The 19,876-nt window shown below is 62.2% G+C and carries 12 protein-coding genes; 4 read left to right on the plus strand and 8 right to left on the minus strand.

Annotation, left to right across the window (positions count from 1 at the left end):
* Positions 1-219: 219 nt before the first annotated feature.
* A complete protein-coding gene (locus tag LJE93_05940) occupies positions 220-1,371 on the minus strand; it encodes a GGDEF domain-containing protein (protein ID MCG6948439.1) in 1,152 nt (383 codons plus the stop codon).
* A 177-nt stretch (positions 1,372-1,548) separates the two neighbouring features.
* Between LJE93_05940 and LJE93_05945 the strand changes: the two genes are divergently transcribed.
* Positions 1,549-2,298, plus strand: a complete 750-nt coding sequence (locus tag LJE93_05945; GenBank protein MCG6948440.1) for a Sir2 family NAD-dependent protein deacetylase — start codon at positions 1,549-1,551, stop codon at positions 2,296-2,298.
* A gap of 170 nt (positions 2,299-2,468) precedes the next feature.
* On the opposite strand, the gene xdh is transcribed toward LJE93_05945, so the two are convergent.
* The 7 genes from xdh to LJE93_05980 form a co-directional block, all read right to left on the minus strand.
* A complete protein-coding gene (xdh, locus tag LJE93_05950) occupies positions 2,469-5,126 on the minus strand; it encodes a selenium-dependent xanthine dehydrogenase (protein ID MCG6948441.1) in 2,658 nt (885 codons plus the stop codon).
* Positions 5,123-6,070 carry an XdhC family protein gene (locus tag LJE93_05955; GenBank protein MCG6948442.1) on the minus strand — a complete coding sequence of 316 codons (948 nt, stop codon included), beginning with the start codon at positions 6,068-6,070 and terminating at the stop codon, positions 5,123-5,125. Before LJE93_05955 ends, xdh begins: the two co-directional genes overlap by 4 nt.
* 302 nt (positions 6,071-6,372) lie before the next feature.
* Complete coding sequence (locus LJE93_05960) at positions 6,373-8,658, minus strand: molybdopterin-dependent oxidoreductase (GenBank protein ID MCG6948443.1); 2,286 nt, start codon at positions 8,656-8,658, stop codon at positions 6,373-6,375.
* Positions 8,655-10,070 (minus strand): FAD binding domain-containing protein, encoded by a 1,416-nt coding sequence (locus tag LJE93_05965; GenBank protein MCG6948444.1) that lies wholly within the window; start codon positions 10,068-10,070, stop codon positions 8,655-8,657. The genes LJE93_05960 and LJE93_05965 overlap by 4 nt, the downstream gene beginning before the upstream one ends.
* A gap of 36 nt (positions 10,071-10,106) precedes the next feature.
* Positions 10,107-12,242, minus strand: a complete 2,136-nt coding sequence (locus LJE93_05970; protein MCG6948445.1) for an EAL domain-containing protein — start codon at positions 12,240-12,242, stop codon at positions 10,107-10,109.
* Between the two features lie 172 nt (positions 12,243-12,414).
* Positions 12,415-13,845: a TIGR00366 family protein gene (locus LJE93_05975; protein ID MCG6948446.1), complete on the minus strand. Its 1,431-nt coding sequence runs from the start codon at positions 13,843-13,845 to the stop codon at positions 12,415-12,417.
* 58 nt (positions 13,846-13,903) lie between these two features.
* Positions 13,904-14,761 (minus strand): MurR/RpiR family transcriptional regulator, encoded by an 858-nt coding sequence (locus tag LJE93_05980; GenBank protein ID MCG6948447.1) that lies wholly within the window; start codon positions 14,759-14,761, stop codon positions 13,904-13,906.
* A 196-nt stretch (positions 14,762-14,957) separates the two neighbouring features.
* On the opposite strand from LJE93_05980, the gene LJE93_05985 reads away from it, so the two are divergent.
* The 3 genes from LJE93_05985 to LJE93_05995 are packed head-to-tail and all read left to right on the plus strand — an operon-like array spanning position 14,958 to position 19,853.
* Complete coding sequence (locus tag LJE93_05985; protein MCG6948448.1) at positions 14,958-17,708, plus strand: TonB-dependent receptor; 2,751 nt, start codon at positions 14,958-14,960, stop codon at positions 17,706-17,708.
* 55 nt (positions 17,709-17,763) lie between these two features.
* Entirely contained in the window at positions 17,764-18,636 is an 873-nt protein-coding gene (locus LJE93_05990; GenBank protein ID MCG6948449.1) for a cyanophycinase, read from the plus strand.
* Complete coding sequence (locus LJE93_05995) at positions 18,633-19,853, plus strand: M20/M25/M40 family metallo-hydrolase (GenBank protein MCG6948450.1); 1,221 nt, start codon at positions 18,633-18,635, stop codon at positions 19,851-19,853. The genes LJE93_05990 and LJE93_05995 overlap by 4 nt, the downstream gene beginning before the upstream one ends.
* Positions 19,854-19,876 lie beyond the last annotated feature (23 nt).

Consider the following 19,876-nt stretch of genomic DNA (forward strand, 5'->3'; position numbering starts at 1 on the left):
TACACAGGATACCGTTCCCGCCCACACAGGCGTTGCAGAGGGGAGAAGGAGAAGAGGAGAAAAGGGGAACCATGGGACGCTCCTCTGTCCCTTTTCGCCTTTTCATGTGCCGCGCAGGAATTACTGCCTACGCTGCCAAACATTCTGGCCGTACGGCCGTCGAGCCGTCATGCTGTCGAGCCGTCGAGCCGATGGGCCGTTAGGGGTGGGCGGGCGGAGCTACCGGCCGCGCTTGTCGGCGAACATCCGACGGTCCGCCTTCTCGAGGGCAGTGGTCGGGTCGCCTCCGGGCGCGAGGTCGGCGATCCCCACGGCGATCGTGAACAGAGGTCCTTCTTCGGGCGGTTGCATGAGGGCTTCGCGAATGGAGCCTACCCGCACCAGTGCATTCGCTTGATCCATCCCTGGAGCAACGACCAGGAACTCGTCACCCCCCCAGCGGATCACCTTGTCGTCAGGACGGAAATTCTCGACGATGAGATTCGCGAGCCGTTGCAGGGTGGCGTCACCGACACGGTGTCCGTAAAGATCGTTCACCCGCTTGAAATGGTTGATATCGATGAATATGAGCGCTCCACCGGTTTCGATCACCGAATGCATCACCTTCCTGAGGGTGCGTCGGTTGGAGAGATTGGTGAGAGGATCGGTGTCGACCAGGAGGCTCAAGCGCTGTTGCGACTCGATGAGCTCGCGGTTGGCGTAATGAAGGAGTTCCTCTCTCCGGTCGGCGATGACGGCGATGCAGGCGAGGGCGAGAACGAGCTCGGCCAGAGCATCTAGAAACGAAGAGTAGTTGAAGTACACGAAGCCCGCGCGGTTTCCCCAGAGGCCGGGTAGCAGCAGCAGAGCCGAGGTCAAAAACAGGCATCCCTCGACCAACATTGCCCATCCAAGCCATCGCGAGACGACCGACCGTGGATGCCTGAGAACGACGATCCCTCCGCCAGTGAGGGCGAAGCCGACAAGCGCGCTCTCGGCGAGCTGCCCCTGCCATAGATTGGGCACCAGAAGCCCGAGGGCGACGCTCCAGGCAGTGATGAAGAGGGTAAGGACGCGAGGCGAAACACGAGGCTCGACGCCGGGGCGCAGGTGATGGCGTGCTCCAGCGACGATCAGGATCGCAAACGTGGCCTTGCCGGCGAGGTAGAGGACGAGCGTCAATCGGTGACCGATCAGCGGCATCGACGCGTAGAAGTGGATGAAAACCGCTGCGAGCGCAGTCGCGTCTGCGAGCCACGCCAACGTCCACAATTTCACCTCGCGGAGGGTGACGATTCGCCACAGCAGCACAAAGTAGCCGAAGAGGCACATCACCATCGCGAATTGAACGGCGATAGAAAGCCGGTTGAGTATGGGTGCTATTTCTTGCATGTGGTTTCACCACTATAGCCTTCCTCGTTTCTTGAAATTCGAGCTGCCAACTCTCCGGATGCTCGATCCTGGATGCTAGATACTGGATCCCCCTGTTGAACGGCTGGTGGTAACTACAAATTCGTTGCATCCAACATCCAGCATCCAGCGTCCCGTCCTGCTAACCTGTTGCAGCACATGTCCCACAGGCCCACTCTTGACGCCGCCGCCTGCGCTGATCTCATCAGCAGATCGGAGAGGATCGTCGCGTTCACCGGAGCCGGAATCTCTACCGCCGCGGGCATTCCCGATTTCCGCGGGCCGCAGGGTCTGTACATCACCCGCCGGTATGACCCCGATACGGTCCTCGAGATCTCCGCGTTCCGGCGCGACCCTGCGCCCTTCTACGAGTTCACACGCGATTTTCTCGACGTCATCGACGGAGCCGAGCCGACCTTCACCCATCGATTTGTCGCGGAACTCGAATCCCAAGGCAGACTTGGCACGGTGGTCACCCAGAACATCGACTCGCTCCACCAGATGGCAGGCTCGAAAAAGGTGATTTCGGTCCACGGCGACTATTGGACCAGCCACTGTCTCGATTGCGCCCGGGAGTTCGACCTGTCGTTCATGAGGGACGCGGTGCGACAGGTCGAAGTTCCCCGCTGTACCTGCGGTGGTGTCATCAAGCCGGACGTCGTCTTCTTCGGCGAAGCGGTCCGGGATCTCGAGAAGGCCGCCTCGGTGATCGCCTCCAGCGATCTCCTGCTAATCCTGGGTTCATCGCTGGTGGTCTACCCTGCGGCCTTTCTGCCGGAGCACGCGGGCGGTAACGTGGTGGTTGTCAACCGTGGAGAGGTCGGTCTGCCACCCGGAACCGGGCGTTTCTTCGTCGACGCCGGCCTCGACGAGTACTTCAGCGACGTCTCTCGCATTCTCGGGGCATAAGCTAAAACACAAAGCCACAGAGGGTCCTGAGAGCGCATACAGGAGAAAATCCTCTTTGAAGCCGATTTCAATGACGATTGATCCACCCTTTTCTGCGCGACAGATTGCGCGTCTTCTCTGAGTCTCTGCGTTGTTTCAGACGGATCCACGAACGAAGGAAACCTGTCCGGTCAGCCCTTTCGCGAGGGTGGGACAGAGGGCCGGGCCGCGGGTGCGTCGATCATTGGCAGTGAGGTACGACGGATCCCGTCGTGAGCGTGCAGTGCGGCTGCGACCGCACCGGCAGTTGGCACCAGGCCGATTTCGCCAACTCCCTTGGAACCGTAACCGCCGACGGAATCCGGGACCTCGACCAGAATGACCTCGATTGGTGGGGTGTGTGCGGCGCGGAGGATGCCCAGGTCGCGCATCAGGAAGGAGTCGGGCCGAGCGTCCGTACACGGGAAATTCTCTGACAGCGCGTATCCGAGACCCATGTGGACACCGCCTTCGATCTGACCCGCGCAAAGCTGAGGATTGATTGCGCGCCCGACGTCGTGCGCCGCAACGATTTTCTCGACCGTGCCGTCCTCGGCGAGGATCACCACCTGGGTGGCAAATCCGAAGGCCATGTGAGTCCTCGGTTCTGCCACCTCAGCTCCCGGCGCGGTCGTGAAATCGCAGATGTATTCACCGTTGAAGCGCCGTCCGACAAGCTCTTCAAGGGACGACCCTGTCAGCGCGCCGGCGAGCTGTCTGGCGGCGATCTGTCCGGCAGCCGTGCAGAGGGCGGTCGCGCGGGAAGCGGTCGTCATGCCGCACTCGACATCCGGTTCGCTGATCGTGCGCGCCGACATGATTTCGAGCGGCAGACCGGTTTCCTGAGCCACCACCTGCCTCAGGATGGTGTGCAACCCCTGGCCCATTTCGGTGAAACCGGTGAGGATCTCGAGCTGGCCACCCTCGTGCACCTCGATCGTGACTCTGCCGGTGTCCTCCATGCCGTTGCCGATGCCGGTGTTCTTGATGCCGCAGGCGATACCTGCGCGCGGGTCCGATTTGTAGATGTCGCGCACCGCCTCGAGGGTCTGACGGATTCCGCAGCTCTCATCCATTCGCTGGCCAGTGGCAAAACGGTCGCCGGGTTCGAGGACGTTGCGATCACGGATATCGTAACCGTCGATTTCTATCTTCTCGGCGAGTATGTCCAACACGCCTTCGATGGCGAAGGCCGCCTGATTGGCGCCGAATCCTCGCATCGCGCCACATGGTGGATTGTTGGTGTAGACCGTCCTCGCTTCGACGTCGACGTTTGGCACCCGGTAGGGACCGCACGAGTGACCGGCAGCGCGTTCGAGGACCTTGGTGCCGACCGACGCATAGGCCCCAGTGTCACCGATGATACGCGCTCGGACCGCCAACAAACGCCCGTCGCTGTCTGCGCCGACCGTGTAATGGAGGGTGATGGGGTGGCGTTTCGGGTGGATCCGCAGCGACTGCTCGCGGGTGAGCACGACCCGTACCGGCCGCCCGAGGAGCCAGGCCGCGAGCGCAGCGTGTCCCTGGACGGAGAGGTCCTCCTTGCCACCGAAGGCGCCGCCGTTGGAGATCAGCTCGACCTCGATCTTTTCCCGCCCGATCCCGAGGATGGCCGCAATCTGCCGCTGGTCGTCGTGAACCCCCTGGCCCTGGGAGTAGACCTTGACGCCGTCGCCCCTCGGCAGGGCGACTGCAGCCTCCGGCTCGAGGAAGGCATGCTCGATCCGTTGGGTCGAAAACGTTTCCTCGACCACGAATGCGGCTCCTGCGAGGGCGGCATCGACGTCTCCTCGCGAGAAGGCGCAGGTTTCGAGCAAATTGCCGTCGGGGTGGACGTGTGGGGCATCGGGGGCGAGGGCCGCTTGCGGAGAATCGATGGGTTCGAGGATCTCGTACTCGACGGTGACCAATTGCGCCGCTGCACGCGCACGGTGTTGGGTATTTGCTACCACCAACGCGATGACGTCGCCGATGTAGCGCGTGATGTCGCCTTCCGCCACCAACAGTGGCCAGTCGGCAACGACCAGGCCGTGCGTGCGAACGCCGGGAATGTCCTCGGCGAGAATGACTCGCTCGACTCCCGGCATCCGGCGCGCGGTGGAGGTGTCGATTGAGGTCACCGTCGCCCGGGGATGCTCGGAAAGGACGAGCGCTCCGTGCAGCATTCCGTCGAATGTCAGGTCGGCGACGAAATCCTTGGCGCCGAGCGCCTGGTCAAGGCCGCGAAAACGCGTGGCGGAGGCCCCGATTCCCTCGCCCTGTGAGCCTTCCGAATTTCGTCCGAGACCATAGTCTTCACCGAAGAAGTGCGGACGGCGTGGTTGTCGATCGACCGGCAGCGCACCCGTTTTCCAGGCCTCGCCGGCGGTCTGGATGGCGTCGACGACCCGGTTGTAACCGGTGCAGCGGCAGAGGTGGCCGGCCAGGCCGCGCTGCACACGAGCGCGGTCCGCGGTCAATCCTTTTTCGACAAGGTGGGCTGCGCGCATGGTGATTCCGGGCGTGCAAAAGCCGCATTGCACGGCGCCTTCGCGAACCAAGGCTTCCGCCAGGAGCTGGCGTTGGCGGTCCGGCAAACCTTCGAGGGTAACGACCTCTCCACCTTCGACCCTCGAAGGGTCGAGCTTGCAGGCGAGAGTCGGTTTCCCGTTGAAAAGAATGGTGCAGCATCCGCAGACACCCTCCGGCGCACACCCGTCCTTGACCGATGTGATGTCACAACATTCTCGCAGCACCTCGAGGAAATGCATGCCTTCTTCGCACGCCACCTCGGTGGGCAGGCCGTTGAGCCGAAAGGCGATGGTGGTCACGATCGACCCCGGTTGCGGACTCCGATGATCTCAGCTGCAACGCTGATCGCGATCTCCTCCGGCGTGTGGCTGCCTATCGCGATTCCAATCGGAGCCGTCACGCGTTCGAGCAGCAACTCTGGGGTGCCGTGTTCGACCATCGACGAAAACATTTGACGGACCTTGGCCTTGCTGCCCATCAATCCAAGGTAGGCGAGGTCCTTATCCAGCAAGCCCTCCAGGACCTCTCGATCGTGAGCGTGCCCGAACGTCATGATCACAGCCCACGAATTCGGGCCGTCGGCCACATGGTCGTCGATTTCACCATAATCGACCACGTGGCGTTCATGGGCCCAGAGGTTGGCGGACATGGTTGGCAGATCCTCTCGATTGTCGAGGACGACGATCCGGAAGGGGAGTGTGGCCATCACCCTCGAAAGCGCGAGGCCGACGTGTCCTCCGCCAATGATATGGAGCGTGTCCTGGAGGCCGATCGGCCCGGCGTACTCCCAGCTCCCACTGCTCGATTTGAATACGTGCGGATGCGTTGCACCCGGCTCGAACGCCGGCCCCTCAGCCGTCAGTCGCAGGGTTCCGGTGCGATGACTGTCGACCGTGTCGACGATTGATCTGACAGCCTTTTCATCATTCCGCGAAAGCGAGATGATAGCGAAATCCTGGGTGCCGGAGCACAGAGTGCCTCCCGCGGTCGGAGAGTGGACGAAACGGTAGATTTCAGCCTTGCCCGCATGGGCAGCGGCGCGTTCCAGCAGCTGCCGTTCAGCTTCACCACCGCCGATCGTGCCCGAGAACTCGTCGTCAGCGACCACGACATGGGTTCCGGTGATTCCCGGAACGGATCCGGAGTGGTCGACGACGAACACCAGAACAGCCTTCCGGTTCTCGTGAAGGGCAGCCAGGGCGTGGCGCCATGGGTTCGTCTGCGTGTGTCTCGGCAATCGCATGGAGCGATTCTATCTCAGCGAGCGGCCCGCCACAGAGGCACAGAGAAACAGAGGAAGCACAGGAATGCCTGTCGATTTTTGACGCAAAGGTGTAAATGGAAAAAGCCCCCCCATCCCTCCAGTTCGGATTTTGAATTTCGGATTTACCACCCATTGCTCCTTTGCGCTTCTGGGCGAGCGGATGGATCTGTGTCATCTGTGTGATCTGTGGGCGAATTGGGGGGCTGAGGGCCTTCGTGACGGTGTCTTCGCGGTTGCGACGGACTTCGAAGGCTCTCGCTGTGTTCTCTGTGTTTCTGTGGTTATTCGATCGATGGATGTGGCCCGATCTCTGAATGGTTGTGGTCACCATGAAGGAACATGAGGACCTTTTCGGGCGTCATTGGCGCATCGAAGAAGGGCTCGCGGTCGGGGCGGAAGGCGGACATGGCGTCGAGAAGAGCGAAGTACGCGCCGATGCCGTACATGAGCGGCGGTTCTCCGATCGCCTTGGAGTGCATGACCGCATTGGGGTTGTCCGCGTCTTCGAGGAAGTGGCCTTCGATTTCCGGAGCGGAATAGATGTCAGGTATCTTGTAGGTGCTGAGGGTGTCGGCGAGGTTGCGGCCGTCAGCGAGCACCAGCTCCTCCATCGTCATCCAGCCGATGCCCTGGACCAGCCCGCCCTCGAGCTGTCCCGTGTCGACCGTGGGGTCGAGGCTTCGGCCGGCATCGTGAACGATCGAGACTCGATCGACGGTGTAGATACCCCTGAGACAGTCGACCGTTACCTCGATGGCCGCGCTGCCGTACACGTGGTACGCGAACGGCTCGCCCTTCCCGGTGGTGCGGTCGAAATGGAGCTTTGGCGTTGCGTAGTGGGCCTGCGCGGAAAGGCTGACCCGGTTGAAATACGCCTTCGTGACCAGCTCGTCCCACGCCAGCCCGGTCGCGGAATCGTCAACGGTGACATCGCCGTCGACAATTTTGACCCGTTCAGGTTCGACCTCGAGGCTTTCCGCAGCTACGGCGCACAAACGGGCGACGATCGTCCGACAGGCGATCTCGGTGGCCTTTCCGTTCATGTCCGCGCCGGAGCTGGCGGCGGTAGGGGAGGTGTTGGCGACTCGAAGTGTATTGGTGGTTTCTATGGCGATGAGTGCGGGATCGATGCCGAGGGCGTGAGCGGCGACGTTGGTTATCTTGGCGTTGACGCCCTGTCCCATCTCCACCGCGCCAGTGCTGACGCTCACGCTGCCGTCGGTGTAGACGTGGACCAGCGCTGCCGCTTGGTTGAGAAAGGCGGAGGTGAATGAGATGCCGAAACAGACCGGCATCATCGAGAGGCCTTTCTTGACCACTCGGTTGTTCCGGTTGAAGGTGTCGATTTCGGTCCGTCGAGCAGCGATGTCGAACCGGCTCTCGGTTTCGGCAAAAGCGCGGCGGGCATGGTCCTGTTGCGCTTTCATACCGTATGGAAAGACCTCGCCCTTCGCGATCAGATTGATCTTCTGAATCTCCATGCGATCGATACCCATCACATCGGCGGCGCGAGCGATCGCCGATTCCATCACGAACATCGCCTGCGGCGCTCCGAAACCTCTGAAGGCGGTAAACGGTGGAAGGTTCGTCCGACAGCTCATCGCGGTGACGCGTACGTTGGGCACGAAGTAGCTGCCGGTTGCATGGAACAGGCTGCGCTCGAGGATGGCAGGGGAGAGATCGGCGGCCGCGCCGGCGTTCTGGAAAAAGGTCGCTTCGTAGGCCAGAATCCTGCCGTTTTCCGCGAGGCCGATCTTGTAGTCCGACGTGTACGGGTGACGCTTTCCGGTCATCCGCATGTCTTCGATACGGGAGAGCGCGATACGAACCGGCCTTTTGAGAGAGAAGGCTGCCAACGCTGCGATTGCCGCCCACGGCGTCGCCTGGTCCTCCTTTCCGCCGAACGCCCCACCGAGGCGTGCAACGTCGACCTCGATATCATTCATCGAAAGTCCGAGCACCCGTGCCGTGATCCGTTGCACGGCGGTCGGCGCCTGGGTGGATGAGATGATCCTGAGGCGATTCCCCTCCTGAGGCAGGACCAAAGCGCCTTGCGGTTCAAGGTAGAGGTGTTCCTGGCCGCCGGAGTCGGCGCGACCCTCGATGACGAAATCGCACGACGCCCAGGTTTCCTCGACCGCGCCGAGCGAGAAGGTGCGTGAGGGCACGATCAGGGATCCGGCCGCGGCGGCCTCCCTGGGATCGAAGACGCCGGCAAGCTCCTCGAACTCTATTTCGATCGCCGCTGCAGCTCGACGCGCGGTGGCGGGGTCGTCTGCGACCACGACCACGATCGGTTGGCCCCTGAAGTGGACCAAACCTTCAGCCAGAAGAGGCTCGTCCTGGACGATTCCCCCGATCTGGTTTTCGCCGGGGATGTCGGCGGCTGTCAAAATGCACGCAACGCCTTCTACCGTTGCTGCCGGCGAGGTATCCAGACGAACGATCCTACCGTGCGGGATCGGCGAGGCCAGGACCGCTGCATGCTGCACGCCCGGCGGGTCTGGCAAATCGCCGACGAACAGCGACTCGCCGCGGGTGTGCGGGCCGATCTCGAAATTGCTCATGCACTCTCCTCTTCGACCTGGCTCGCCTCGACGCCGAAGAGGGCGTAGAAATGAGCCAGCACGAGCTGTCCGAGGAGGAGCCTCTTGTATTCTGCCGAGCCACGGACGTCCGAGATCGGGGTAATCTCTTTGCGCGCCTGCGTAGCAGCGTGGCGCGCGGTTGCCGCGTCCGGCTCTCGCCCGGAAAGAGACTCACTTGTGGCCGGGAGCAGGGCCGGAATCGGCGCGACACCGCCGGCGGACAGGCTGGCCGAATGGATGCGTCCGTCCACCATCTTCAAACGGAGAGCGGTATTCACGCTCGCAATGTCGAGGTAGGTACGCTTGCTCACCTTTTCGAAGTTGAAGAGGTCATCTTCGGCCGGGGCTTTGAACCGAACCCACTCGACGATCTCCCGCGCTTCGAGGTCGAGCTCCTTGTAGCCAAGGAAGAACCGGTGGAGCGGGAGTAATCTTCGTTGATCGCCTTTGGCGAGGCCCAACTCCGCGTCGAGGGAGAGAAACACGATGGTCATGTCTCCGATCGGCGAAGCGTTGACGATATTCCCTGCGATCGTCGCCCGCTGGCGGATCGGCAAGGAGCCCATCAAACGCATCGACCGCTCGATGCCCGGCACGCTCTCGCTCAGGATCTTCGATCGCTTGATGTCTTCGGCCGTCGCGGTGCCCGCGAGGTAGACATGCTCACCGTCGCGCCAGATGGGCGTGTCGGTCTCCACCGGCAGCGCCCAGAGGTCTGCGGTCGGCAGCTCTGAGGGCTTTTGCACGTAGAGGTCCGTGCCGCCGGCGACGATCACCTGCGACGCCGCTGGTGGTCCGTCTGGAGGACGGATCTCGAGTCCTTCGAAGAGATCATTGACGCGAAGGAAATAGTCTGGGAGGAAGCCTTCCCTCACCAGAGCCGGGATCCGCTCTTCTGCGGGATCGACGGTTTGCTGGAGGTGATCGATGACGCTCGAGAGGGCTCGTCGAATCGAGGCGTAACCGGTGCAGCGGCAGATATTACCCGCGATTGCCTCGATCGCCTCGTCTTCTGCCCACAGTTTTGACTCGAGGAGGTGGCCAGTTAAGGAAACTATGAAGCCTGGCGTACAGAACCCACACTGGGAGGCTCCCTCCTCGACAAAGGCGGCCTGGATAGGTCCGAGGGCTCTGCGGTTGAGACCTTCGACAGTGACAACGTGGTGGCCGTGCAACGCTGCGGTCGGGAGAAGGCATGAAGTGACGACGCGGTAGTCAAAGGATATACCGACCCGTCGCCCGAGAAGGACGACGCACGATCCGCAGTCTCCCTCGCGACAGGCGTGTTTGACGCCTCTGAGCTGGGCCGTCTCTCGAAGGTAGTCGAGCGCAGGCAGACCCGGGGGGGCATCGTCGTCCACCAAGCGGTCGTTGAGGGCGAACTTTAGCATCGGTTTCCCTGAGAGTTGATCTCGATTCTCAGGATATCACGACGGCGTAAAGGTGCGATCGAGGAAATCGGCGAGATCCGGCGCGGACAGGGGATGGGCCAGGTAATAGCCCTGACCGTAGTGGCATCCGAGATCGAGGAGGCTGTCCATCTGTCCCCGGGTTTCGATGCCCTCGGCGACCACGTCGAATGTCAATCCCAGCCCGAGTCGGAGGATTGCCTGCACGAGCGCCGATGCTCCCTCGTCCGACTCGATCTCTTCGACGAAGATCTTGTCGATCTTGACAACGTCGACCGGGAAGCTCCGCAGGTAGCTCAAGGACGAGTATCCGGTTCCGAAGTCGTCCAGGGCGAGCTTGACGCCGAGAGCCTTGATGGCGCGGAGCTTGCTGGCTGCCTGTTCCACGTCGTGCATCATCACGCTCTCGGTGATTTCGAGAACGAGATTCGCCGGCTCGAACCCGGACTCGAAAAGGTCGGACGCCAGGGTTTCGACGAAGTCGGCCTGGCGGATGCTGGTCGGAGAAAGGTTGACGTGCGCGGCAGCGGGCCTTTTGACGAACACCGACTCGTTGAGCTCCTTGACCTTCTCACAGGTGCGCCGGAGGACCATCCGGTCGATCTTCGGCGTGAGGCCGGCCTCTTCCGCGAGGGGTATGAATTGCACGGCGGCGATCACGCCACGGTCCGGATGAATCCAACGGACCAGCGCCTCGAAGCCGTGAATGGACAGATCCGAAAGCCTCATCAACGGCTGAAAATAGACGTCAAGGCCCTTGTTGTCGATCGCATACCGGAGGTCCTGTTCGAGATCGAGGCGGGTGAGGGCGCTCGAGTGCATCGACTGCTCGAAGACCACGATCTCGGACCGTCCGCGTTCCTTGGCCTGGTGCAGGGCGGTGAAGGCGTTCCGCATCAGATCCTCGGGCCGCATTTCGTTGGTCCGCGAGAGAGCGATACCGACGCTGGCGGTGAATTTCACCTCTCGTCCTTCGAGAGCGAAGGGCTTTGCCAGATCACCGAGAATTCGATGCGCGGCTGCTATCGCCTCTCCGTCGTCGCGGGCTTCGAAAAGGACCGCGAACTCGTCGCCGCCGAAGTGGGCCACCGAGTCGCCCGAACGCACGCTGTTGACCATCCGGTCCGCGACCGCAACCAGGATCTCGTCACCTGCCGAGTGCCCGAGGCTGTCATTGATTCGTTTGAAATCGTCGAGGTCGAGGAACATCAGCACGACTGCGTGACCCGGAGGGCGTCGTCGCGAAATGCTGTTGCCGACCCGATCGAGCAGAAGGGCCCTGTTCGGAAGGCCCGTCAACGGGTCTCTCAATGCTTGTAAGTTGCTTTGGTCAATGGCCTTGCGTTGGGCCTCGTAGTCGCGAACGATGCGAATCGCGGTGCCGGCCCGTTCGCCGAAGAGACTCACGGCACGCAGGTCCCGGTCGGAAAAATGTCGATCACTCCGAGCATTGATATTGAGGACTCCGAGCAGCTCGTCACCGGAGGTCAGAGGAACGCAGAGCGCGCTCTCCGGTCGGGGTCTCTCCTTTTTGTAATGTTTCCAGTCGAACGTACCTCGCACCAACACCGGCTCCCGAGTGGCGGCGACCTTCCCCGCAATTCCTTCGTTGAGGGCGACTCTGGCACCTCGGGCGGGGCTGTTGTCGGTGGCGCACACCGTGCGCAGCTCGTTTTCGGTATGCAGGAGCATGATCGAACCGCTGTTTCCGTCCAGCAGATCCATCGAGCAGGCGAGGATCGTGTTCAACACCTGCTCGACATTGAACCGCACTCCGGTTTCAGGGCCGGTGTCCGGCAGCCTATGGGCCTCTCTCAGGCTGTTGCTGAGAGCCGCGGTAAGGACCTGCTCGTTCACCAGCTCCTCGGTCCGCGCGCGAAGATCGAGCTCCTTGCGGATCAGGTAAGCGCTGAAGAGAATGACCAGGACTACCACGCCGAGGGACCCGATCGTCTTCACTGGAGTGAGAGAAGCCCCATCATCGCCCCAAAGCAGGATCATGCTGAGGATCGTGACCGTGACAACGAGAATCCCCAGCACCATGCCCCAGAGCTGGAGGCGCCGTTTGGCGATCATGCCGAGATTCAGCTTTTCGAAGCTGCCGAGGCCGGCGACATGGCCTTTCGAGGCGTGCTCACCACCGCTCGGCGTCATCCGCGCACTCCATTCCTCGACATAATTCTGTTTCGCTCAAATCCGTACAAAAAGGTCTCGGACTCTTTGAGTCATGCTCGTAAGCCCGTACAAATAGCTTATCACGAAGACATTTGAGGGCCATTTCACGTCGTTCGCCGTCCTCGCCACGAGAGCTCATGAATAATGCGGACTAGAGATTGATGGCGACTGCCACCGCCATGAAGACCGCGGCGAGGCAGAGGAGCATGAGCAGGAGCGGTACCATGAACCGGAGCCAGCGATCGTAGGGCACCTTGCCGAGACCGAGCGAAGCCATCAGGATGCCGCTGGTCGGAATCACCATGTTGGAGAAGCCGTCCCCGCAGGTGAAGGCAAAGACCGCGGTCTGGCGGGTCAGCCCGAGCACGTCGGAAAGCGGCGCCATCAACGGCATGGTGACTGCCGCCTGCCCGGATCCGGAGGGTATGAAGAAGTTGAGCACGGTCTGGACAAGTAGCATGCCCTCGGCGGCGAGGTACCTGGGAACGTGCTGCAGGAGGGCGGCGGCCGAAAAGATCAGGGTGTCGAGGATCTGGCCATCTTCGAGCACGATGGTAATGCCGCGAGCGAATCCAACTACCAGGGCCGCCACCGTCATCTCCTCCATGCCTCTGATGGCGGCGAGAGTCGCCGCTCGAACCGGCAGGCGTGTCACAACGACCGCAACGATGCCCATGAGGAAGAATCCGCCGGCCATCTGGGTTAGCCACCAGCCCAATTCCTGAACCGCATACAGGATGAATACGAAAATGGCGATGCACGATCCGAGGACTACCAGGTGCGAGGTTCTGAGGGCCGGCGGCTCCACGTTGTCGCTCGGCAGGACGAAATCGTCATTGGCCATCAATGACGTTGACGGATCGCGCCGGATCCGATTTCCGTAGCGGAGCATGTAGGCGAGGGTGACGGCCATGCAGCAGACGAAGAACAGGATGCGGAATGATATGGCGCTGTTCAGCGGCAGCCCGGCGATATCCTGTGCGACATTGACGGTGAAGGGATTGGTGGTCGCCGCAGCGAATCCGACCGCCCCGGCGACATAGACCAGAGCCACGCCGAAGATCCGGTCGCAGCCGATCTCCTTGGCCACGATCAGGAAGATCGGCACCAGGGGGATGAACTCCTCGCCCATGCCCAGAGTCGAGCCGCCGATGCCCATGGCAACCATGAGAACCATGGTCAGGAGCTGCCAGGATGACCGGAGTCGGTTGAGGATCGCGCCGAGGATTGCCGGGATGGTTCCGGTTTCCTGGAGAATTCCGAAGACTCCACCGATGATGAAGATGAAGAAAATGATGTCAGCGGCCTGCACCATGCCGCGCGGAATGGCGCTGAGGAACTCCTCCAGGCTGGTCGGGCTGGCCATGCCGGGGGTTTCGTTTCTGACCAGGAGGCCCTTGGCGGTGTAGCTCTTCGGCAGCGTCTGGTAGGTGTCGGGCACGAGGACGGTGCGATTCTGTTGATTGACGGTCCGCGTTTCTCGCTCGTATTCGCCCGAGGGAACGATGAATGTCGACAGGCTGCAGACGAAGATGACACCGGTCAGCAGGGTGAAGACGTGTGGAACCTTGATGGCCTTCATCGGTGCTCCATTTGCCGAGCGTTGGATCCGCGGGTGGTGGCATCCGTGAACACCCAGATCACCTGGAAGGGAGGAGGTCCTCGTCCTCCGAAAGTACCCGGTTGATCCTCGAAAGCGCGCTGAGAGTTTCCTCGCGGTGGTTCGTCGCGACCTCTGTGGCGAGGGCGTTGATGAGCACGGTGAACGCTGCGACCGCGTTGGTGAACATCATGTTGTCGCTTTTCACCGCCAACGTCCAGCTCGCGAGGTTGGAGGCGGGTGAGGTCAAACGGTCGCTGACAGCGATGGTTTGAATCTGCAGGTCGACGGCGTCTCGCAGCAGAGTCAAGCTCTGTCTCGAGTAGGGTGGGAGCGAGAACACCATCAGGACATCGTCGGGACCGATTCCCACGAGTTGTTCCCGCGGAGACGAAAAGGCCGTTGAAAGATTGGTCGCTCTGACCCCGACCTGCATGAGGGCATAGGCCGCAAGCTCGGCGAGAAGCGCCGACACGCCCAGACCGAAGGTGTGGACCCTGTGACTTGTGAAGAGCGCTTCCGCCACCTGGGCGAAGTGCTCACGGTCGAGTGACTCGACGGTCCGTCCAATATTGCCGATCTCAAGTGACGCAACAGAGGCAAGAAGGTCGTCCGCAACCGCTTCTGTCGGTGAACCGGTCCCGTTGGTGAGGCGATTCTGCAGCAGGTCCACGAGCTCCATCTTGAGCTCGGAGAAACCGGGGTAGCCGAGCCGCTGGGCGAATCGGACCACCGTGGCCTCGGATGCGCCGGTCCTCCGTGCGAGCTCGGGTACGGAGAAGAATGGCACCGTCGTGAGATGTTCCAGCACGTACTCGGCGATCACCTTCTGCTGCGGAGGAAGATCCGCTGCGCGATCGATCAACCGTTCTCTGAACTCTTTCTCGGGCGATTCCACCGGTATGCCTCCCTCCGCGATGCCCGGATTCTAGCCCGTCAAACCCGTTGCGGCCAATGTCGGTGACGCCTGAACTCCTCCGCCGTTTCGGGAGTTGACATCCGGGTTGGTGCACCGTATTCTGACCACATGATAGGAAAAATTTCATCTGATATCAATTGTGAAAGATTTTATTCATAGGCGGAAGGAGTTAGTCATGAAGGGGAGAAACCTGGTCGTCGTTTCACTTGCGTGCACGGCTCTCGTCCTGTGGGCGCAACCATCGGCCGCCCAGGGTGCGACCTCGGGCAGCATCCGGGGAGTCGTCACTGACCCTGACGGTCTGGCGACACCCGGGGTCACGGTGGTCGCCATTTCCGGCGCTTTGGTTACCGGAAGGCAGGCAACGGTGACGGGAAGCAACGGGGTGTACCGTTTCCCGTCCTTGCCGCCGGGGATGTATGAGCTTCAAGCGAGCCTGGCGAGTTTTCAGACCGTACTGCAGCAGAACGTACAGGTGGCTTTGGGCCAGAATATCGAGGTCAACCTGCAGCTCGGCAACCTGTCCATAGAGGAGGAGATCGTGGTCGTCGCCGAGACCGTTCAGGTCAACACGGTTTCCAACAAGGTCGACTTCAACGTGGCCGAGAGCTTCATCGAGCGGCAGCCGGTTTCACGTGATCCGGTAGACCTGATGAACTACGCACCCGGAATCGAGAGTTCGCGTGCCTACGGTGCACCGTCGTCGGCCCAGAATGCCTACAACGTGGACGGCGTCGACGTCTCCGACCCGGAGCTCGGATACCAGTGGTTCCTGCCGAGCATCGACTGGGTGCAGGAGGTGCAGGTGGCGGGCCTGGGTGCGGACGCCGAGTACGGTGGCTTCACCGGTGCGGTGGTCAACGTGGTCACCAAGTCGGGGGGCAACACCTTCCACGGTGACGTGCGCGCCTACTACTCCGACGGCAGCCTGAACTCCGACAACGCGCCGCCGAACGTGGAGGGGACGGACACGCTGGCTTCCGACCTCGAGATCAGTGCCAGCTTCGGCGGCCCCGTCGTCACGGACTCGCTCTGGTACTTCCTCTCCGGGAGCTGGCGCGACCGGACGCTGGAGCCCTTCTACAACGCCGGCGCGCCGACCGACGACCGGGCGGAGAACCAGCGGACCTGGACCCGCGGTCTCGGCAAGCTCACCTGGCAGCTCGATGACGCGAATCGTCTGATGTTCCTGGTCGACTTCGATGGTGTGGTCAATGATTACCGGTCCGTCGGGGGCGGCACCCTGGCCAGCGCGGCCGTGCGGCAGGAGTCGCCGAACTACGTCTACAACCTGTCGTGGGAGTCCCTGATCACCGACAACAGCTTCATTTCAGCCAAGGTCACCGGTTTCGTGGGTGAAGACGACTACCTGCCGTACCACGGCGACACGCCCCACCGGTATGACCGCGAGTCCCGTTTCAGCTGGCAGAACACGCACCCGACCGAGCACAAGGACGTCGATCGGACCGCCTTCGACGGATCGTGGAGCCTCTTCGCGGACGGCTTGCTGAGCTCGAGCGACTCGCACAACTTCAAAATCGGCGTCAACTACGAGAGCTTCGGAACCGACTATGTGACGGTCCGCAACGGCGGATTCTCCTACTACGACGACTCCTGGAACTGCGACTCTCTCGATCACTACTTCGCCGACCCGTTCTGTGGCGTCTACTCGTCGGATTGGGGCGGCGAGTGGGACCTGCACGGTGAGATGAGCGGCTTGCACGCCTACGTCCAGGACGCCTGGAAGATCGGCCATTTCGCGATCAATCTGGGTGTCCGGTACAGCCAGTACGACGGCAAGTTCAAGAACGTCAGCGGCACCGTCTACGACGAGGACATGTGGGCGCCGCGATTCGGCTTCGTGTGGGATCTCACGGGCAGTGGCAAGGCGGCTCTGAAGGCCCACTACGGCCGCTACTACGAGGGTATGACCGTAACTCTCTACGACCGGGAGGAGTCGGGAGATGCGCGTACCGACGCCGAGTATTACGACTACAACATCGACACCGGCGAGTTCGACGACTACGCCGGGGGCTCGGTTCTCGCTCGAGCGATGATGGACCCGAACGTCGAGCATCCCTACGTCGACCAGTTCGTCGCCACCTTCGAGTATCAGCTTGGCAGCGACATGCTGGTGGGGGTCGACTACATCAACCGTGAGACTCACGACATCAACGCCATGGTGGTCTCGAACGTGGCCGACTACGACGCCTACGTGGCGCCCGACAACCCGCTCGGTGGAGGCGACCTGCCGTTCTTCGAGCTGGTCTACCCGCAGGAGAACCTGATCACGAATCCCGAGGAAGCGACCCGCGAGTACGACGCTGTGACGCTTCGCTTTCGCAAGCGGTACTCGAACGGCTGGTCGATGGACGCCTCGGCGGTGTGGTCCGACCTCACCGGCACTGCGGACTATGGCGTGAACGGCTACGGCACCGGCTTCGACGATCTCAACGGCTTCGTCAATGCCGACGGCAACCTGCCCGACAACTCCGATCTCGTGGTCAAACTGTCGGCGTCGGTGGACCTGCCGTGGCGGATGATGCTCTCCGGCTTCTACCAGTACCGCAGCGGCTTTTACTGGACCCCGTACGTCATCGTCGAGGGGCTGTACTACAACGATCGCGAGGCGGTGTACATGACGCCGCGCGGCTCGCGCCAGTACCCCGACCGCTCGGTCCTCGATCTCAGGCTGCAGAAGGAGTTCGGGCTCGGCGGTGACATGGACTTTGCCGTCTTCGTCGATGCCTTCAACCTGCTCGACGCGGACGAGGTGACGAACGTCAACGAGGGCTGGGGCTGGTACGTCTACGATTGGGAAGACCACCCGGGCAACAGCTTCTGGGATCCCTCCTCACGCTTCGAGGAGGTGGAGGGCATACAATCGCCGCGAACCGTCCGCATCGGCGCCAAATTCTCCTGGTAGCGAAAACCCGCGGGGCGGCCTCCGGGCCGCCCTGCTGACTCTTCCCGGAGGCACGATGATGCGTCAGCTGACCCTCGTATCTCTAGTTTTCTGCCTGGCCGGCCTCGCCGCTGCGGATGAGGAAGTGGCGCGCGGACACCTGGTGCTCAACGGAGGAGGCTCCAAACCCGATGTGGTGATGGAGAAGTTCATCGAGCTCGCGGGCGGGCCGCAGGAGCGGATCGTGATCTTCCCGACCGCCTCGGAAGAGGCCGATACCGGCGAGTACTACCGGGATCTGTTCGCCAATTACGGTTGCTCGAACGTCGTGGTTGCAGCGGTCCACACCAAGGCGGATGCACTCGACACCGATCTCGCGGTACGGGTTGCCGAAGCTCGGGGAATCTGGTTCTCGGGGGGAGATCAGCGCCGGATCACCAACGCCCTTCTCGACTCGCCCGTGGGTGAGGCCGTGGTTGCTGCGTTCGAGGGTGGAGCGGTGGTCGGCGGAACATCGGCCGGCACCGCCTGCCAGAGCGCGCTGATGATCACCGGCGACGGCGACTTCACGGTCCTCAACGCCGACAACATCGAGCTCCGGCGCGGACTGGGGTTGTTCGAGGGCGTGATCGTCGACCAGCACCACGTGGCCCGCCGGCGTAATAACCGCCTCATGTCGGTGGTGTTGGAGCACCCGGAACTGCTCGGCGTCGGGGTGGATGAGGCGACCGCGGTATGGGTTCGTCCCGACTGCACCTTCGAGGTCCTCGGTGACGGGTGGGTCATCGTCTACGACGCCACCAGGGCGAAGATCACCCGGGCGCCACAGAACCGGCTCGGGAGACCGTTGGGGGCGCAAGGACTGATTACCCACGTACTCCTCCCTGGAGATGTTTTCGATGTTCGGAAAAGGGCGGTGATTCGATCATCAGCCGAGGGTAATCGATGACCATACCCACGATTCCCGGCTCATTGATCGATCGGAGTGTCGATCTTCTGCTCGAGCTGTGCGCCGTCTCCTCGGCGAGCAGCGATGTCGCCGGGCTCTTTCGGATGACGGAGATTCTCGGCAGGGAGTTGGATCCACTCGGCGTTTTGCCCGAGGTTTACACCGAACCGGGTGTGAACAAGGGCAACGAGCTGCCGGTTTTGACGGCGAAGACGCCGGGAGAGGGAGGAGGACGCACCCTGTTCCTCGGCCATCTGGACACCGTACTCCCGGCCGTCCCGCCGAAGGTCGAAGACGAAAGGCTCATCGGCACGGGTGCCCTCGACATGAAGGGAGGGTTCGCGGCATTCATCGGAGCGCTCCGTTTGTTACGGGGGCGTGGCGAAATGCTTCCCGACGGGCTCCTGCTTGTTGCAGTGCCGGATGAGGAAATCGGAGGACCGGTGTCGATCCGCGCGGTCCGGCGCTGGGGAGACGGTGCGCGCACGGTGCTGGTGTTGGAGCCCGGAGGGTCGAGGGAAGACGGCGAAACGCTGGTGATCGGAAGGCGAGGGCTCACCGTGTGGCGGCTCGACGCGCGGGGGCGTGCGGCGCATTCGGGTGTGGCGTACTGGGAGGGGCGGTCGGCCCTTGCGGCTGCGGCGACCTGGGCTGGTGACGTACAGCGACTGTCGGAGAATGGAGACGGCCCGCTGGTCAATGCCGGGCGAATTGTCGGCGGTGACTCCGAGTTCGTCAGCGATATGGGAGAGGAGCACCGGTTCATCGGCACGACCGAACGCCTCAACATCATCGCGGATCGGTGCCTGGTTGAGGGAGAGGTTCGCTACCTCGATCCCGGTGATCGCGATCGAGTGCTGGCTGTCATGCGTGACCGGGCCGAGAGGGTCGGCCGGGACTGGGATGTCGAGATGAGCTTCGAGGAGGTGGAGCACATCTCACCGATGGGCGCCTCAGACTCGGGACGGTTTCTCGCCGACCATCTCGTGTCGATCGCGACTCGAGACGGCTGGTGCCTCGATCTCGAATCCAACAGGGGAGGGGTTTCGTTCCCCAATTTCCTTCCAGATCCGGCGGCCACCACGATCATCGACGGCCTCGGTCCGGTCGGCGGCGGCATGCATACTCGGGAGGAGTACCTGGATCTCGAGTCACTCGCACGCCGCATTTCGCTGATTGCAGAGGCTCTGCTCTTCGCTCGCGATGGCACAAGCTGACCCCTGAACCGGAACGGGGGGCC

This window comes from Acidobacteriota bacterium, assembly GCA_022340665.1.
GTDB lineage: Bacteria > Acidobacteriota > Thermoanaerobaculia > Thermoanaerobaculales > Sulfomarinibacteraceae > Sulfomarinibacter.

Coding starts and splice junctions, on each gene's coding strand:
- LJE93_05940 (MCG6948439.1), bottom strand. CDS start 1,371: ATGCAAGAAATAGCACCCATACTCAACCGGCTTTCTATCGCCGTTCAA.
- LJE93_05990 (MCG6948449.1), top strand. CDS start 17,764: ATGATGCGTCAGCTGACCCTCGTATCTCTAGTTTTCTGCCTGGCCGGC.
- LJE93_05985 (MCG6948448.1), top strand. CDS start 14,958: ATGAAGGGGAGAAACCTGGTCGTCGTTTCACTTGCGTGCACGGCTCTC.
- LJE93_05955 (MCG6948442.1), bottom strand. CDS start 6,070: ATGCGATTGCCGAGACACACGCAGACGAACCCATGGCGCCACGCCCTG.
- LJE93_05965 (MCG6948444.1), bottom strand. CDS start 10,070: ATGCTAAAGTTCGCCCTCAACGACCGCTTGGTGGACGACGATGCCCCC.
- LJE93_05995 (MCG6948450.1), top strand. CDS start 18,633: ATGACCATACCCACGATTCCCGGCTCATTGATCGATCGGAGTGTCGAT.
- LJE93_05960 (MCG6948443.1), bottom strand. CDS start 8,658: ATGAGCAATTTCGAGATCGGCCCGCACACCCGCGGCGAGTCGCTGTTC.
- LJE93_05970 (MCG6948445.1), bottom strand. CDS start 12,242: ATGACGCCGAGCGGTGGTGAGCACGCCTCGAAAGGCCATGTCGCCGGC.
- LJE93_05945 (MCG6948440.1), top strand. CDS start 1,549: ATGTCCCACAGGCCCACTCTTGACGCCGCCGCCTGCGCTGATCTCATC.
- LJE93_05975 (MCG6948446.1), bottom strand. CDS start 13,845: ATGAAGGCCATCAAGGTTCCACACGTCTTCACCCTGCTGACCGGTGTC.